Source organism: Streptomyces sp. NPDC001156, from assembly GCF_053598275.1.
In genome coordinates, this window is the sequence record NZ_JBSFJX010000055.1 from 24,158 (window position 1) to 40,511 (window position 16,354).

At 70.7% G+C, this 16,354-nt stretch carries 15 protein-coding genes and 1 pseudogene; 9 read left to right on the forward strand and 7 right to left on the reverse strand.

Going from position 1 to position 16,354, the window contains the following annotated elements:
- Window positions 1–39 precede the first annotated feature (39 nt).
- The 6 genes from kdpF to ACWDA7_RS24725 all read left to right on the forward strand — a co-directional run bounded on the left by kdpF (window position 40) and on the right by ACWDA7_RS24725 (window position 7,327).
- Window positions 40–129, forward strand: a complete 90-nt coding sequence (gene kdpF, locus ACWDA7_RS24700) for a K(+)-transporting ATPase subunit F (protein WP_059129256.1) — start codon at window positions 40–42, stop codon at window positions 127–129.
- Entirely contained in the window at window positions 129–2,312 is a 2,184-nt protein-coding gene (kdpB, locus tag ACWDA7_RS24705) for a potassium-transporting ATPase subunit KdpB (protein WP_450606380.1), read from the forward strand. Before kdpF ends, kdpB begins: the two co-directional genes overlap by 1 nt.
- A gap of 2 nt (window positions 2,313–2,314) precedes the next feature.
- A complete protein-coding gene (locus tag ACWDA7_RS24710) occupies window positions 2,315–3,217 on the forward strand; it encodes a potassium-transporting ATPase subunit C (RefSeq protein ID WP_450606381.1) in 903 nt (300 codons plus the stop codon).
- Between the two features lie 2 nt (window positions 3,218–3,219).
- Complete coding sequence (gene kdpA / locus ACWDA7_RS24715; protein ID WP_450606382.1) at window positions 3,220–4,869, forward strand: potassium-transporting ATPase subunit KdpA; 1,650 nt, start codon at window positions 3,220–3,222, stop codon at window positions 4,867–4,869.
- Window positions 4,870–4,999: 130 nt separating this feature from the next.
- Window positions 5,000–6,817 carry an APC family permease gene (locus ACWDA7_RS24720; RefSeq protein WP_450606383.1) on the forward strand — a complete coding sequence of 606 codons (1,818 nt, stop codon included), beginning with the start codon at window positions 5,000–5,002 and terminating at the stop codon, window positions 6,815–6,817.
- Window positions 6,818–6,934: 117 nt separating this feature from the next.
- Entirely contained in the window at window positions 6,935–7,327 is a 393-nt protein-coding gene (locus ACWDA7_RS24725; protein WP_450606384.1) for a luciferase domain-containing protein, read from the forward strand.
- Window positions 7,328–7,552: 225 nt separating this feature from the next.
- Here the strand turns inward: ACWDA7_RS24725 and ACWDA7_RS24730 are convergent.
- Window positions 7,553–8,059, reverse strand: a pseudogene (locus ACWDA7_RS24730) (inorganic diphosphatase).
- Window positions 8,060–8,350: 291 nt separating this feature from the next.
- Between ACWDA7_RS24730 and ACWDA7_RS24735 the strand changes: the two are divergent.
- Entirely contained in the window at window positions 8,351–8,863 is a 513-nt protein-coding gene (locus tag ACWDA7_RS24735) for a TIGR03668 family PPOX class F420-dependent oxidoreductase (protein ID WP_450606385.1), read from the forward strand.
- Complete coding sequence (locus ACWDA7_RS24740; protein WP_450606386.1) at window positions 8,860–9,285, forward strand: CBS domain-containing protein; 426 nt, start codon at window positions 8,860–8,862, stop codon at window positions 9,283–9,285. The genes ACWDA7_RS24735 and ACWDA7_RS24740 overlap by 4 nt, the downstream gene beginning before the upstream one ends.
- Before the next feature lie 128 nt (window positions 9,286–9,413).
- On the opposite strand, the gene ACWDA7_RS24745 is transcribed toward ACWDA7_RS24740, so the two are convergent.
- Window positions 9,414–10,616 (reverse strand): hypothetical protein, encoded by a 1,203-nt coding sequence (locus tag ACWDA7_RS24745; protein WP_450606387.1) that lies wholly within the window; start codon window positions 10,614–10,616, stop codon window positions 9,414–9,416.
- Window positions 10,617–10,945: 329 nt separating this feature from the next.
- Here ACWDA7_RS24745 and ACWDA7_RS24750 point away from each other — a divergent pair, with 329 nt between their 5' ends.
- Window positions 10,946–11,434, forward strand: coding sequence for a phosphatase domain-containing protein (locus tag ACWDA7_RS24750; protein WP_359411927.1), 489 nt, complete (start codon window positions 10,946–10,948; stop codon window positions 11,432–11,434).
- Between the two features lie 9 nt (window positions 11,435–11,443).
- Here ACWDA7_RS24750 and ACWDA7_RS24755 read toward each other — a convergent pair whose 3' ends face one another.
- The 5 genes from ACWDA7_RS24755 to egtA all read right to left on the reverse strand — a co-directional run bounded on the left by ACWDA7_RS24755 (window position 11,444) and on the right by egtA (window position 16,308).
- The gene (locus ACWDA7_RS24755) at window positions 11,444–11,659 is read right to left on the reverse strand and encodes a dodecin (RefSeq protein WP_359411925.1); all 216 of its coding nucleotides are present in this window, start codon (window positions 11,657–11,659) and stop codon (window positions 11,444–11,446) included.
- A gap of 272 nt (window positions 11,660–11,931) precedes the next feature.
- Window positions 11,932–12,894, reverse strand: a complete 963-nt coding sequence (gene egtD / locus ACWDA7_RS24760; RefSeq protein ID WP_450606388.1) for an L-histidine N(alpha)-methyltransferase — start codon at window positions 12,892–12,894, stop codon at window positions 11,932–11,934.
- Window positions 12,891–13,679 carry an ergothioneine biosynthesis protein EgtC gene (gene egtC, locus ACWDA7_RS24765; RefSeq protein WP_450606389.1) on the reverse strand — a complete coding sequence of 263 codons (789 nt, stop codon included), beginning with the start codon at window positions 13,677–13,679 and terminating at the stop codon, window positions 12,891–12,893. Before egtC ends, egtD begins: the two co-directional genes overlap by 4 nt.
- Window positions 13,679–14,995, reverse strand: a complete 1,317-nt coding sequence (egtB, locus tag ACWDA7_RS24770) for an ergothioneine biosynthesis protein EgtB (RefSeq protein WP_450606390.1) — start codon at window positions 14,993–14,995, stop codon at window positions 13,679–13,681. Before egtB ends, egtC begins: the two co-directional genes overlap by 1 nt.
- A complete protein-coding gene (egtA, locus tag ACWDA7_RS24775; RefSeq protein ID WP_450606391.1) occupies window positions 14,992–16,308 on the reverse strand; it encodes an ergothioneine biosynthesis glutamate--cysteine ligase EgtA in 1,317 nt (438 codons plus the stop codon). Before egtA ends, egtB begins: the two co-directional genes overlap by 4 nt.
- Window positions 16,309–16,354: the final 46 nt, after the last annotated feature.

Below are 16,354 nucleotides of genomic sequence, written 5' to 3' on the forward strand. Positions count from 1 at the left end.
GACCCAATCCTCTTGTCGAGTACTACGTGTGAGGTCTTTGTGACGGCCGAGAACATCGTGGGGCTGATCGTCGCGATCGCCCTGCTGGCCTACCTGGTAGTGGCCCTGATCAAGCCGGAGCGCTTCTGATGACCGCGCCTGCTCCCGTGCGGGAGAAAGCCGCAAACGCCGCACCACCTCGCGCCACTGGTCCGTCGCGCCGGATCGGCGCCGGTCTGCTCGACCCCAAGCAGCTGTGGCAGGCCCTGCCCGCCGCTCTGCGCAAGCTCAACCCGGTGAGCCTGTCCCGCAACCCGGTCATGTTCGTCACCGAGATCGGTGCGGCCCTGACGACGGGCCTGGCCATCGCGCACCCGTCAGGGTTCGGCTGGCTGATCACCGCCTGGCTGTGGCTCACCGTGATCTTCGCGAACCTCGCCGAGGCCGTCGCCGAGAGCCGCGGACGCGCCCAGGCCGACACCCTGCGTGGGATGCGCCGCCAGACCGTCGCCCGGCGGGTGGTGGGCTGGCAGCCCGGCGCCGCCCAGGGCTCGTACATGGAGGAGAGCGTCGCCGCGGGCGAGTTGCGGCGCGGTGATGTCGTGGTCGTCGAGGCAGGGGAGCTCATCCCCGGCGACGGCGACGTCATCGAAGGCGTCGCCAGCATCGACGAGTCGGCCATCACCGGCGAGTCCGCGCCAGTCATCCGCGAGTCGGGCGGCGACCGCTCGGCCGTCACCGGCGGCACGCGTGTGCTCTCGGACCGGATCGTCGTCCGCATCACCCAGGAGCCCGGCGCGTCCTTCCTGGACCGGATGATCTCCCTGGTCGAGGGCGCCAACCGGCAGAAGACGCCCAACGAGCTCGCGCTCAACCTGCTGCTGGTCATGATGACGTTCGTCTTCCTGGTGACGGTCCTCACGCTCCAGCCGATGGCGATCTTCTCCAAGAACTTCATGGCCGCCGCGCACGACACGCAGGCGATCAACGCCGACGGCGTCACCGGCATCGTCCTGGTCTCGCTGCTCGTCTGTCTGATCCCCACGACCATCGGCGGCCTGCTGTCCGCCATCGGTATCGCGGGCATGGACCGGCTGGTGCAGCGCAATGTGCTCGCCATGTCGGGGCGCGCGGTGGAGGCCGCGGGCGACGTCAACACACTGCTGCTCGACAAGACCGGCACCATCACCTACGGCAACCGCCGTGCGAGCGCGCTGCTCCCGATCGACTCCGTGACGGGTCGTCGGATCGCGGAGGCCAGCGCGTTGTCCAGCCTCGCCGACAAGACACCCGAGGGCCGCTCGATCGTCGAGTACGTGCGCGAGAAGTTCGGTCTGGAGCCGTCCGTGCCCGGGGACGCCGTATGGGTGCCCTTCAGCGCCACCACCCGGATGTCCGGGGTGGACCTGCCCGGGGGAGCCTTCAGGCCGGAAGCGCGGCGGCTGCGCAAGGGCGCGGCGTCCGCGGTCACGGCGTGGGTGCAGGAGAACGGTGGCACCGCATCGGAGGCCCTGGACGTCTGCGTGAAGCAGGTCTCCGCCTCCGGCGGCACCCCGCTCGCGGTCGCCGAGCAGGCCGGCGACGGCCCGGCCCGGCTGCTCGGTGTCATCCACCTCAAGGACGTGGTCAAGCCCGGCCTGAGGGAACGCTTCGCCGAACTGCGCCGGATGGGCATCCGCACGGTCATGGTCACGGGAGACAACCCGGTCACCGCCAAGGCCATCGCGGACGAGGCGGGCGTCGACGACTTCCTCGCCGAGGCTACGCCCGAGGACAAGCTCGCGCTCATCAAGAAGGAGCAGGCGGGCGGTCACCTGATCGCGATGACCGGTGACGGCACCAACGACGCGCCCGCACTCGCGCAGGCCGACGTCGGCGTGGCGATGAACACGGGCACGTCGGCCGCCAAGGAGGCCGGCAACATGGTCGACCTTGACTCCGACCCCACGAAGATCATCGACATCGTCGAGATCGGCAAGCAGCTCCTCATCACCCGGGGCGCGTTGACCGCGTTCTCGATCGCCAACGACATCGCCAAGTACTTCGCGATCCTCCCGGCGATGTTCGGCGGGGTCTACCCGGCGCTCAACGCGGTCAACATCATGCGGCTCCACTCGCCGACGTCCGCGATCCTGTCCGCGGTCATCTTCAACGCCGTGATCATCGTCGCGCTGATCCCGCTGGCCCTGCGCGGAGTGCGCTACCGGCCCAGCAGCGCGGACTCCCTGCTCACCCGCAACCTGTGGATCTACGGCATGGGCGGTCTGATCCTGCCCTTCCTCGCGATCAAGTTCATCGACGTCGCCGTCGTCCAGTTCATCCCCGGGATCTGACCATGACCTTCCTCTCCAGGATGCCCGCCTGGGTCGGCCACCACGTGGCGGCGATCCGGGTGGCCATCGTGCTCACCCTGCTCGTGGGGCTCGCCTACCCCCTGGGCATGACCGCGATCGCCCAGATCCCGGGGCTGCGCCAGGCTGCGCAGGGCTCCCCGCTCACCGGTGCCGGCGGAAAGCAGGCCGGCAGCGAGCTGATCGGGCAGTCCTTCCTCGACGCGAAGGGCAACCCGATCCCGTACTACTTCCAGTCCCGGCCCTCCAACGCCGGTACCGGATACGACGCCTCGGCCTCGGCGGCCGGCAACCTCGGCCCCGAGTCGACCGTCGACGTCCTGCCGGTGAAGGGACAGCCGGACTCCGGCAAGCAGAGCCTGCTCACCCAGGTCTGTTCCCGCAGCAAGGCGGTGGGCGAGCTGGAGCACGTCGACGGCTCCCGGCCGTACTGCACGGCCGACGGCGTCGGCGCCGTGCTCGGCGTCTTCCGCGACGGCGGCACGACCGGCAAGGCCACCCGTGTGGTCAGCCTCGACCAGGCGTGCCCCGCCAAGCCGTTCGTCGCCACCTACGAGGCCGTGACGGTCGAGTGCGCCAAGCCGGGGGAGGACTACGCCAAGGCCGTGGTCACGCCGATCCGCGGTGACGCGCCCGCGCACCCCGAGGTCCCGGCCGACGCGGTCACCGCGAGCGGCAGTGGACTGGACCCGCAGATCAGCCCCGCCTACGCCCGGCTCCAGACACCGCGCGTCGCCCGCGAACGCGGACTGAGCGAGGCGGCCCTGCGCACGCTGATCGACCGCTTCACGACCGAGCGCGGGTTCGGATTCCTCGGTGAACCGGCCGTGAACGTCGTCCAGTTGAACGCGGCCCTCGACCGCACACATCCCGTGAAGGGGGCCTGAACATGTACGCCTGGCTCCAGGCCACCCTCATCCTCGCGGTCGTCGTCGCACTGCACGTGCCGCTCGGCGACTACATGGCGAAGGCCCTCGACGGCGGTCCACACAAACGCGTGGAGCGCGCCCTCTACAAGGTGAGCGGCATCGACCCGGACCGTGAGCAGGACTGGCGTCACTACCTGTTCGCGCTGCTTGCCTTCAGCCTGGTGAGCATCGCGGCGCTCTTCGCCCTGTTCACCCTCCAGGGCAAGCTGCCCTGGTCCACCGGCCACGAGGGCATGCCGTGGCGGCTCGCCCTGCACACCGCGGTCAGCTTCACCACCAACACCAGCTGGCAGAACTACGCGGGTGAGTCCACCACCGGCCACCTCGCGGTGATGGCGGGCCTGGGCGTCCAGGCCTTCGCCTCCGCCGCCGTCGGCATCTGCGCCGCGCTCGCCCTCATCCGGGGCCTGGTGCGCCGGGACACCCATCAGCTGGGCAACTTCTGGGTGGACCTGCTCCGTACGATCTTCCGGATCATCCTGCCCCTGTCGATCGTCTTCGGCATCATCCTGATCGCCCTGGGTGTCCCGCAGAACCTGGGCGGCGCACACACCGTCACCACGGTCGCGGGCGGCCAGCAGACCCTGCTCGGCGGCCCGGTCGGCTCCTGGGAGCCACTGAAGCTGATGTCGGGCGACGGCGGCGGCGTCTTCAACGTCAACAGCGCGCACCCCTTCGAGAACCCGTCGGCGTACACCAACGCCATCGAGATCGTGCTGATGCTGCTGATCCCGACCGCCTTCATCCGCACCTACGGCCGGATGATCGGCTCGCTGCGGCAGGGCTGGACGCTGCTCGCGGTCGTCGGCATCCTCTTCGGCCTGCTGCTGGCGGCCGGCAGCCTCGCGCAGAGCGCCCACACCGGCACCGTGACGGCGGCGGTCGGCGGGCAGTACGAGGGGACCGAGACCCGTGTCGGGGTTCCCGGTTCGACGCTCTTCGGTGTGGCGGCCACCGGGTCGGCGGACGGCGCGGCCAACTCCTCGTACGACAGCTTCTCCAGCCTCGGCGGAGGGGTGCTGCTGTCGGCGATGATGCTTGGCGAGATCGCCCCCGGCGGCACCGGCAGCGGTCTGTACGGCCTCATTGTGGCCGTGATGATCGCCGTGTTCATCGGCGGTCTGATGGTCGGTCGGACGCCCGAGTACCTGCGCAAGCGGATCGGATTCCCCGAGATGCGCTACGTCGTCCTGTACGCGCTGGTCGCGCCTACGGCTGTCCTGGGCTTCTCCGCGCTCGCCGTGGCGCTGGGCGACGGCCAGTCGTCCATGGGCAACCCCGGGCCGCACGGTCTGACCGAGCTGGTGTACGCCTACACGTCCAACGTCAACAGCAACGGCAGCGCGATGGCGGGCTTCAACGGCGCCACCGACTTCCACAACCTGCTGATGACCGCGGCCATGCTGATCGGGCGCTATGTGCCGATCGTGTTCCTGCTCGCCCTGGCCGGCCGGCTGGCCCGCCAGCAGCCGGGTGTGGTCACCGTCGGCACCCTCCAGGCCCGCGGCGTCAACTTCGTCGCCCTGGCCACCGGAGCCGCCCTGATCCTGGCGCTGCTCAACTTCCTGCCGGCCCTCTCGCTGGGGTCGCTGGCGGAGGGGCTGCTCTAGGAATTCGTGAATCCCGGGCGGGCCAGTGCTCCTCACCACTGGCCCGCCCGGTCGCATCTGCCGGGACGCGCCCGAAGGCACCGCAGCGGACACTGTTGGGGACCGTCCGACCGGCCGTGGTGAGGTCCCGATGGCGTATGGCCTGGCACGTCGAGAGCTGAGACCGAGAGTCCCCCTGCGTCCGGGCGAGGGCGAGAAGCACCATCTGACAAGCCTGGAGGGCCTGGCCGCGCTCTCCCTGGACGCGTTGAGCTCGGTGGCGTACGGTCCCGAGGCGATCGTGCTCGCCCTGGTCGCCGCCGGGACCGGAGCGCTCAACGCCACGCTGCCCATCACACTCGCGATCACCTTCCTGCTCGCCGCACTGGTGGTGTCGTACGGTCAGGTCATCGCGGTGCACCCGGATGGCGGAGGCGCCTACGCGGTCGCCAAGAAGGACCTGGGCAGGACCACCAGCCTGCTCGCGGCGGCCAGTCTGGTCGTCGACTACGTGCTCACCGTCGCCGTCAGCCTCACCGCGGGCGCCGACGCCCTGGCGTCCGCGTTCCCGGCTCTCGCCCACGACAAGCTCGTCATCTGTCTCATCGGGCTCGTCCTGCTCACGGGCGTGAACCTGCGCGGCGTCGCCGAGAGCGCCCGCGTGCTGATGCTGCCCACCGTGCTGTTCATCGTGGCCATCCTCGGCATCGTCCTCCTCGGTCTGCTCCGTTCCCATCCGGTGGCCCTCGTCGGCACCCAGCAGTCCTTCCCCGCGCACGAGTCACTGGGATTGCTGCTGATCCTCAAGGCGTTCTCGTCCGGCTGTTCGGCCCTCACGGGCGTGGAGGCCATCGCCAACGCCGTACCGACCTTCCGCACCCCCCGGGTCAAACGCGCCCAGCGCACGGAACTCATGCTCGGCGCGCTGCTCGGGCTGATGCTCATCGGCCTCGCCGTGCTCATCCGCCGCGACCACGTCGCCCCGCGCGGGCAGGTCACCGTCCTCGCCCAGCTCGCCGCCGGCGCCTACGGCACCGGTTGGGCCTACTACGCCACCAATCTCATCGTCACCCTGGTGCTGCTGCTCGCCGCGAACACCAGTTTCGGCGGACTGCCGGTGCTCATGAGCCTGCTCGCCCGCGACCACCGCCTGCCACACCTGTTCGGGCTGCGGACCGAACGGCCGGTCTACCGCTACGGTGTGCTGGCCCTGGCCCTGCTGGCCGCCGTGCTGCTCATCGCCGTCGACGCCGACACCCACCGGCTGATCCCGCTTTTCGCGATCGGCGTGTTCATCGGGTTCACCCTCAGCCAGGCCGGTCTCGTACGGCACTGGGCGACCGAGCAACCCGATGGATGGCTGCGCCGCGCGTTCATCAACGGCACCGGCGCACTGCTCACCACGCTGGCCGGTGTCATCCTCCTCACCACGAAGTTCCTGGAGGGCGCCTGGGTGGTCGTCATCGCGGTACCGCTGATGATGCTGCTGTTCAACCGCATCGAGCGCTACTACACGGCCGTCGGGGAGGAACTGGGGCTCGGCCGCATCCCGGATCCCCCGGACCGGCGGACCGAGAGCCTGGTGATCGTCCCGCTCGGCGAGGTGAGCAAGCTCGCCCGGCACGCCATCGCCGCCGCCCTCGCCCTGGGCGACGAGGTGGTCGCGGTGGCCGTCCACGGGGACCCGGACAAGACCCGCGCCCTGCAGGAGGCATGGGACCGCTGGAATCCGGGCGTACGCCTCGACGTCATCGACAGCCCGCACCGCTCCCTGGTCCAGCCGATCGTCGACTACGTGCAGCGCGTCGCCCAGGACGGACGGCAGATCGCCGTCCTGATCCCCGAGGTGGAACCCCGTCACCGCCGCTACGAGATCCTCCAGAACCAGCGTGGCCTGCTGCTCGCCACCGTTCTGCGGGCCCGCACCGATGTGGTGGTGTGCATGCTGCCGTACCGGCTGCGTGTGTGAGGAACGCTCCCGCGCGTCGATCGAAGGGGGGTTCGTTTTCGGGCAGTCAACCTCACGTCCCGGTTACGGAACCCTCAACCTCTGGTGTCGAAGCGGTAAGGGGACGACGATGGGTACATGACTCTGGCCCAGCGCGCCCTGGAAAGACTCGACGCCTGGCCCGACCTCACGGCAGGTCCGGCCAGTTGCGGCGTCGGGCGGGCGCTCCGCTCCCAGTACAGCGAGATCGTCCATTTCCATACCGACCACGAGGCGGACCTGCATCTCACCAATCGTGCCATCGAGCGCATCCACGGCGACCTCGCTGATTCGACCGCCATCCGCATGGTGCCCGGTTCACGATGGGTGACGGTGCACCTGGACTGCGACGCCGACGTGGATCTGCTGCTGAGCCTGGTCAGCGTGGCGCTCAAGGCGCACCAGACGCCTCCGGCCGGAAACCCGCCCGCGGCCTGCAACTTCCGTCGCGTCACGGTGCTTCCGCGCGGCCGTCAGGGCGCCGGTCGCTGAGAGGCGAACGCCTCGAACACGCGGACGCGGGTGCCGTCACGGCGAAGTCGCCGGGCGTCCCGGGCCCGCCACCGCGCAGGTGATCAACGGCTGATGCCCGCCTCGTTCGGGAGGGGCGCGGCCGGGTCGGCGAACAACGTGACCCGGAAGACGCCGTCCCAGGTGTGCCCGCAGTCAGGCGGAAGAAGGTGAACGCCCAGGCACGGGAGCTGCGATCGGCCGTCGTCACTCGGGACCGTGCACGCCTCGGCTCTTGGCGGCGCGCCGGCGGGACGCGTCGATTTCCGCATAGGCATGGTCGCGTCCTTCCCAGTGGGACCCCTCGACCGACTTGCCCGGCTCCAGGTCCATGTAGACCTCGAAGAAGTGGGTGATCTCCCTTTGGTCGAACAGCGGGACGTCGTCGATGTCCTGCACGGCCGCGTAGCGCGGGTCGTGCGCCGGGACGCAGAGGACCTTCTCGTCGGGGCCCTTCTCGTCCCTCATCACGAACATGCCGACGGCGCGGCACTCGATCACACAGCCGGGAAAGGCGGGGTCGCCGACCAGGACAAGTGCGTCTGGGGGTCCCCCGCACGGAGTGTGAAGGAGGGTCACCGTCGCCGCCGAGCGTGTGGTCGATGCAGTCGTAGTCGGCGGGGGTACCTGGTGGAGGTGAACAGCATGCGGTCCAGGCGCAGGCGGTGCAGTTCGTGGCCATTCGGGGATCTCCACGGTCACGTCGAACTCCACGGCGGCCTCCTTGCCTGGTCGGTCCGCGGGCCGGGCGGTCCGGCGGCTGTCATGGAGGCGGGCACGGGGTCCATGGGACAGCCCGCCGCACACGGATGCGCCCTTTCGGTGTGCTCCGCCCCGCCCCGGGCCGACCTGCCGGGGTGCCTGGCCCGGCTCTGCGGGAGACGCCCCGGACAGAGGGTGAGACGGTGTAAAGAGCCGGACGTCGGGTACCCGCGAGCGCCGGACGACGACACAGGACGGAGCGGGTATATCGACGGCGCCACCGATCCGGGAGGAGGAACGGGAGTGCCGCGGATGGCAGAGGATGAGGCGCGGCGGCGGTTCGCCGGAGCCCGCGTCGCGCGGCTGGCGACGGTGGACCCCGTGGGGCGCCCCCACCTCGTACCGGTGGTGTTCGCCCACCACGGTGACGACGGGATCGTCATGGCCGTCGACCGGAAACCGAAGAGCTCCCAGCGGCTGCGGCGGCTGAGCAATATCGCGGCCCGCCCGGCCGTGTGCCTGCTGGCGGACGCGTACGACGAGGACTGGGACCGGCTGTGGTGGGTGCGAGCGGACGGGGACGCCCGCACCGTGCGGCCCGAGGCGACAGCCCAGGAGGACCGCGACGAGTACCGGGCCGCCCTGGCACATCTGGTCCGGAAGTACCCGCAGTACCGGGACAACCCGCCCGACGGACCAGTGATCGCGGTCGCCGTCCGCCGCTGGAGCGGCTGGCGCGCCGCTTCCGACCCCCAGGCGGACGGAGGGCAGGGCGGGGCACGTACTCCGACGAGACGATCCGGGAGGTTCCCATGACCAGGCAGATACGTGACGTGATGTCCCGGGGCGCGGTCGCCGTCGAGCCGATGACCTCCGTGGCGCGGGCGGCCCACCTGATGCGGGACCAGGATGTCGGCGACGTCCTCGTGACCTACGACAGCGATCTGTTCGGGGTGCTCACCGACCGGGACATCGTGATCCGGACGATCGCCGAGGACCGCGATCCGCACTCCACGACCGTGGGGGCCGTGTGCACCCGTCCGCCCGTGGTGACCCTGACCCCCGAGGACACCACCGACCATGCGGCCGAGTTGATGAGCAGGTACGCGGTGCGCAGGCTCCCGGTGGTCGAGAGCGGCGGCTGCCCGGTCGGCATCGTCAGCCTGGGCGACCTCGCCGCCATGGAGGAACCCGATTCGGCGCTCGCGGACATCTGCAACGCCGACCCGAACCGCTGAGGCGGGACAGGCCCGTACCGCCTCAGCGGGGCCGTCAGGACCGGGTGCCGCACTCCTGCCCCCGCGCACCGGGCCCGTTGACCGCTACGGTCGCGGCCCTGCATGCCGGTGGTGTGGCGGCTCCCCGTTCACAGCGGTGTGTGGCCGGCCGTCACGAGGTAGGTGCCGTAGACCACGGAGACCATGACGAGGGCGGCACCGGGCAGCACGGCGTTCCTGGGCCGGACTCTCCAGCTCCGGGCGAAGGCGAGCGCCAGAGGGATCAGAAGGGGGAAGGCAGGCAGCAGGAAGCGCGGCTTCGACGCGAACGGGCCGGATCCGCCGACCGTGATCAGCAGGAGCGTGCCCGCGTACACGACCAGCGCCAGGGGGACCCGCTCGACGCACAGCAGACAGAACAGCAGTACGGCCGCGGCGACGACGATCAGCGCCAGCGGGTAGGTGACCCGGCCGCCGTGCAGCAACAGCGCCTTGACGAAGCGCAGCGAACCGAGGCCGAAGTCGAAGCGGGAGTCCCAGGCCCGCTGCACCGTGAAGTAGCCGCCGAACAGGTCGCCCGTGTGGTCCCCGACCCACAGCACGAAGCCCACCCAGCCGAGCGGGGCGATCGCGGCGCCGATCCACAATCCGAGCGGAACCCGGCCGCGCCGCTTGACGATCTCCTGCACCGCCACCACACCCACCGCGGCGGCCACCGCGAACCCGGTGGGCCGGGACAGGCCCGCAAGCGCGGCCAGGGTGCCCGCCCACAGCCACCGGCCCGTCAGGACGGCGTACAAGGACCAGGCGGCCAGCGCGGTGAGCAGGGACTCCGTATAGGCGATCCCGAGGACGACGGAGCACGGCAGTGCCGCCCAGACGCCGACGAGCGCGGTTCCGACCGCTCGTCCGTACAGATGACGGCCGATCGCGTAGATGCCGTACGCGGCCGCTCCGGCGGCACTCCACGCGACCAACAAGGCGGCGGCGCCCGGGGAGAGCAGGAGGACGGTGGACAGGGCCCGGATGAGTCCCGGGTAGAGCGGGAAGAACGCCCAGTCCCGCTGGACGGCACCGGTGGCGGCGATGACATGGACGTGGGTGCCGTAGCCGTACTCGGCGATGTGCAGGTACCAGCGTGAATCCCACGAATGAGCCAAGCCCTTGAACAGCGGTTGACCGGCGAGGTGGTTCGCCAGGGCGATCGCGCCGATCCCGGCTAGACGGATGGCGGCGAACAGGGCGAGGGCCTGGGCGGCACCGGGCATGAGCCGGTTCGGCAAGGGCAGGCGGACGCGAGGGGCTGCGCCCCCGGCGCGCTCGGTGACAGGGGCGGGCGGAATTGCGCTCACACCTTGACCCTGTGATACCGGCGTGCGGTCCGCAACGTGAGGTTTAGCCATGGATGGGTCATATACCACTGCTGTACGAGAATCAGGCGTGAGTCAGTACTGAACGGGGTGAAACATGCCTGGTCACGAGGGGGGAACGGGGTCACGCAGGGGGAAGTCCGGCGCCCTCGGGGGTCAGGCGGTGCACACCGGCGACTCGCCCAGTGGTGGTCTGTGGAGGTGGAGGCCGTGTGCATTGCTGTCGAACAGCGTGAACCCGGGGCGACCGGGGGGCGGCTGGACGGGCGGTTCGTCCGGGGGACCTCGCCGATCACCCTAGAGTGGGCCGGGTGACGGACAACAGCAGGCCGGTCGCCGTATTCGATCTCGACAACACCCTCGCCGACACCGCGCACAGGCAGCGCTTCCTGGAGGCGCAACCGCGGGACTGGGCGGCGTTCTTCGCGGCCGCGCCGCAGGACCCTCCGCTGGCCGAGGGCGTCGCGCTGGCCCGGGAGACCGCCGAGTCGTGCGAGATCGTCTATCTGACCGGGCGGCCCGCGCGCTACCGGAACGACACCCTTGAGTGGCTCACCACCCACGGCCTGCCCGAGGGGCGCCTGTACATGCGGCCGGACACCGACCGCAGGCCCGCCCGCTTCACCAAGCTGGAGATTCTGCACGAGCTGGCCCGTGGCAGTGAGATCCGCATGCTCGTGGACGACGACGAACTGGTCTGCCACGACGCGGAACGGGCGGGCTTCCCCGTCGTACGCGCGCGCTGGGGAACCCCTTCCGTCGCGCTCAAGGACGCGCAGGAGCGGCAGGGGCGCACCTGACGGGTCCCGCTACTCGCCGCCCTCGATGCGGAAGCCCACCTTCAGGCCGACCTGGTAGTGCTCGATCTCGCCGTTCTCGATACGGCCCCTGACCTGAGTGACCTCGAACCAGTCCAGGTTGCGCAGGGTCTGTGAGGCACGGGCGATCGCATTGCGAACGGCCTGGTCGACGCCCTCGGGCGAGCTGCCGACGATCTCGGTGACCCGGTAGGTGTGGTCGGTCATGCGGGTGCTCCTCTCCGCGTGGCGGCTGTGTCACACGTCACTCCACCGTGCCGTACGATGCGGCGGATCGCGAGACATGGGGTCGTGCAGGGGGCCACGGACGGTGCGTAGAACCGTTCAAGGCGCCCGTGGCGAACGCGCCGGGAGGGGCGGATCCCGCTTGGGCAGCGGGATCCGCCCCTCCCGGCGCAACACCCGGATACGCGCCGGCGGCAGACCGCGCGCCCGTCACCGGGCGACGCACGAGCCGGCGTCATCCGGGACCGGCCCGGTCAGCGCGCCACGCTCAGCGACAGCGCGAACCTCCCCTCCGCGTCCGTCCACCAGTGGGTCAACGCCAGCCCCGTTGCGGCGAGTTCGCGACGCACACCGTCTTTTCGGAATTTGGCCGACACCTCGGTGCGCAGTTCCTCGCCGCGCATGAAGTCCACGGCCAGGTCGAGGGCGGGGACCTTCACGGTCTGCGCCCTGAGCGCCCGTAGCCGCATCTCGATCCACTCGTTCTCGGGGTCCCACAGGGCCACATGGGCGAACGTGCCGGGGTCGAAGTCGGCCCCCAGCTCACGGTTGACGACGGTCAGCACGTTCTTGTTGAACTCGGCGGTCACCCCGGCCGCGTCGTCGTACGCCGCCACCAGCACCGACTCGTCCTTGACCAGGTCGGTGCCGAGCAGCAGCGCGTCTGCGGGCGCTAGGAGCGAGCGTACGGACGTCAGGAACGCCGCCCGCTCGTCCGGCACCAGGTTGCCGATCGTGCCGCCCAGGAACGCCACCAGGCGCGGCCCAGGTGTGTCCGGCAGCTCCAGGCCGGCGGTGAAGTCGGCGATGAGCGCGTGGACGTTCAGCCCGGGCCGCTCGGCGATCAGCGCATGGCCGGCCTGGGTGAGCGCGCTCTCGCTCACATCGACCGGCACATAGGTGTCGAGGCCGGTCAGCGCGTCCAGCAGGTACCGGGTCTTCTCGGAGGAGCCGGAGCCCAGCTCCACCAGCGTGCGGGCGCCGGTCGCGGACGCGATCTCCCCGGCGCGGGCGATCAGGATCTCCCGCTCGGCGCGCGTGGGGTAGTACTCGGGCAGTTCGGTGATTTTTTCGAACAGGTTGCTGCCGTGAGCGTCGTAGAACCACTTCGGCGGCAGTGTCTTGGGCATGTGGGTGAGGCCGTGGAGCACATCGGCGCGCAGCGCGGCGTCCGTGGCGTCCTCGGGAAGGGTGCGGGTGAGATGGAACGGGCTCACGTGCTCGGCTCCTCGCGTGGTACGGATGCCATGTCGTCGCGGAGATCCTTGAGGGGGGTGAGCAGGACGTCGGTGCGCGTGGCCGCGAGCAGTGTGCGGTCGGGCACCTCCTGCCATTGGGGGTCGTCGTCGTAGGGCTCGGAGGCCACGACGGTGCGGCCGGGCTCGGCCAGGTACCAGAGCGTGTCCCCCCACGCGGTGGCGGCGATCGTCTCCCCGTTGGTGAGCAGCAGGTTGAGCCGGGAGCCGGGGGCCGCCTCGCCGATCTCCAGCACGGTGTCGGCCAGCGCCTGTCCCGCCTCGTCGCCGGTGCGCAGCCGGTTCAGTACGAGCGCCCAGACCAGCGCCGAGTCGGTTCGCGCCTCCAGCGACAGCAACTCGGCGGGCGGCAGGGTGCGGGTGAGGTCCGCGACCGAACGGGGCCAGTCGGTGACGGCTCCGTTGTGGCTGAACAGCCACCGGCCCGCGGCGAACGGGGCGGCGGCGGCCTCCCCTGCGGCACACCCTTCGGTGGCGTCGCGCACGGCGGCCAGGAACGCGCCGGAGCGCACGACCCGCGCCAGATCGGCGAAGGACGGGTCGCTCCAGATGGGTCCCATCCGGCGGTACCGGGCCGGTACCGGATCGCCGGCGGCGTACCAACCGACCCCGAAGCCGTCGGCGTTGACCGTCCCGTAGCGCTGCCTGCGCGGCGCCCACGACTGCCGGTAGAGGCTGTGCCCAGGCTCCATGAGGATCCGGCCGAGGGGCTCCTCGGCTCCGAGAAAAGCAAGATGACGGCACATCAGACATCCCTCGCCGTACGGAATCCGGAGAAGATCTGCCGCCGGATCGGATAGTCCCAGTTGCGGAACGTGCCGCGGCAGGCCACCTGGTCCACGGCGAACGAACCGCCGCGCAGCACCTTGTACTCGGGCCCGAAGAAGACCTCCGAGTACTCCTTGTACGGGAACGCGGTGAACCCCGGGTACGGCAGGAAGTCGCTCGCCGTCCACTCCCACACGTCGCCGATCAACTGCCGCACGCCGAGCGGTGAGGCGCCCGCCGGGTAGCTGCCGGCCGGCGCCGGACGCAGATGACGCTGGCCGAGGTTGGCGTGCTCGGGTCCCGGGTCGGCGTCCCCCCACGGGTAGCGGCGGGACCGGCCGGTGTCCGGGTCGTGGCGCGCCGCCTTCTCCCACTCCGTCTCGGTGGGCAGCCGGCGCCCCGCCCAGCGCGCATACGCGTCCGCCTCGTACCAGCACACGTGCAGGACGGGCTCGTCGGGCGGCACCACCTCGGTGGTCCCGAAGCGCCGCCGCAGCCACTGCCCGCCCTCGCGCCGCCAGTACAGCGGGGCCTCGAGGTCGTTGGTGCGGATGTGCGCCCACCCCTCAGGGGTCCACCAGCGCTCTTCGCCGTACCCCCCGTCCTCGATGAACGCCTGGTAGGCGGCGTTCGTGACCGGGGTGGCATCGATGTAGAAGCCGGGGACCAGACGCTCGTGCGCGGGCCGTTCGTTGTCCAGTGCCCACGGCTCGGTCGAGGTGCCCATCGTGAACGGGCCGCCGGGCACGAGGACTTCGGAGGGACCGTCGTACGGCGCCACCGGCTCCGGATCGGGTGCGGTGAGCGCCCCCGGCCCGCGGCGGAGCTGATGCGTGATCAGCATCGTCTCGTCGTGCTGCTGTTCGTGCTGGGCGATCATGCCGAAGGCGAAGCCCGCCTCGGTCAGGCGCCGGCCCTCGAACGGCGTGCTCTCCAGCACGTCCAGGGCCCGGCCGCGCACCTCGGCGGCGTACCGCCGGGCCTCCGTGGGCGGCAGCAGCGGGAGCGTGGGCCGCGCGGCGCGCGGGTGCTCGAAGGCGTCGTAGATCCCGTCGATCTCGGGTCGCATGGCCTCGCGTCCCGCGACCGTGCGCAGCAGCCACAGCTCTTCCTGGTTGCCTATGTGCGCGAGGTCCCACACCAGCGGTGACATCAGCGGTGAGTGCTGGGCCATGAGGTCGGGTTCGTCGACGCAGGTGGTCAGGAGCGCCGTACGGTCGCGGGCCGTGGTCAGCGCGTCCAGTACGCGCTCCCGGAGCTTCTCGGAGTCTGTCGGTGACCGCTCGTCGGTCATGTGCGGATGTCCTTCCCGTGGAACCGGGTGTCCTCCCCGCCGGAACGGGTGTCCTTCCCGTGGAACTGGAGCAGCAGATCGTCGGCGGGGCAGCGGCCCCGGGCCACGTAGCGGTCGGTGAACTCCGCGACCAGGCGCCGGACGCGGGCCGTGGCGCCGAGCCGGGGCAGCGCCTCGGCCGCGGCCGCGAAACAGGCGACGGCGGCCTCGTGCAGCTCGGGGTCGCTGAGACCGTCGCGGGCGGCGGCGACCCACAGCGGATTGCACGGAGCCGGAAGTGAACCAGCCCGCTCCGCCAGGGGTTTCACCGTCCGGTAGGCGGTCTCGGCGGCCTGCGGATCGTCGAAGAGCGCGGTCGTCACGGCGAGCGGCACGATCCATCCGTCGTCGCCCGGCTGGGCGTCGATCATGCGAAATTCAAGATGCCCGCGGGGTCGTACCGGAGGAAACAGCGTGGTGAGGTGGTAGTCGAGGTCACTGCGGCCCGGCGGGTCCGCTGACCGGGTCCAGGCCCGGAAACTCATACCGTCCGGCACACGCCAGGGGCCGGTCTCGGCCCGGACGCACATCACGGGCGCGTCCATCACATGCCGGGCCCACGCGACCCTGGGGTCGCCGCCGAGGGGCGGAGCGCTGCTGCGCCCCGGTTCCATGGCGGCCCACACGAACTGCCGCGTCGAGCGCCAGCCCGTGGGCCGGCCGCGTGACAGCGGAGAGTGCGCGAACGCGGCGACCAGCACCGCGCCCAGCTGGTGCGCCAGCCACCAGCGCCGCCCGTGCCCGAGGGGGCCCGGCTCCTCGTATCCGGCGTCCAGGCACACCTGGACGGAGGCGGAGGAGCACATCATGAAACGGCCCTCGGGGCCGGTGCGATCCAGGTACCGCTCCATGGCGTCGTAGCGTGGCTCACGAAGGAAGCGACGTGGAGGGTTCCAGGGATCCTGGCCGTAGCCGCTGAGGCCGATATCGGCCTCGCGCAGCAGCACGCGGACCGCCTCAAGGTCGGCGGAGACGGCCCCTATGCACTCCATCAGGGAGGCGGCCGGAGCTGAGCTGAGCTCCAGCTGGCCGCCGGGTTCGACGGTGAGCGCCGAACTCAGGGGCAGGGACCGCAGTGCGGCGTAGGCCGCTCGTAGACGTTCGGGTGGTACAGGGAGCCACGGTTTCCGCAGCTCGTGGACGAGCCATTCCACCTCGACACCGAGCGAGCGGGGCGGTCCGGTCTTGAAGCAGATGCCGCGGACCAGCGCCTCCACCTCGGCGTCGGTGACGGCGGAGCGGGGCTCCGTACAGTCACTCACCGAATCGGACATGTCGGGATCCTCCTGAGATTCCACCATGCCTTCGACCCGGTGCCTG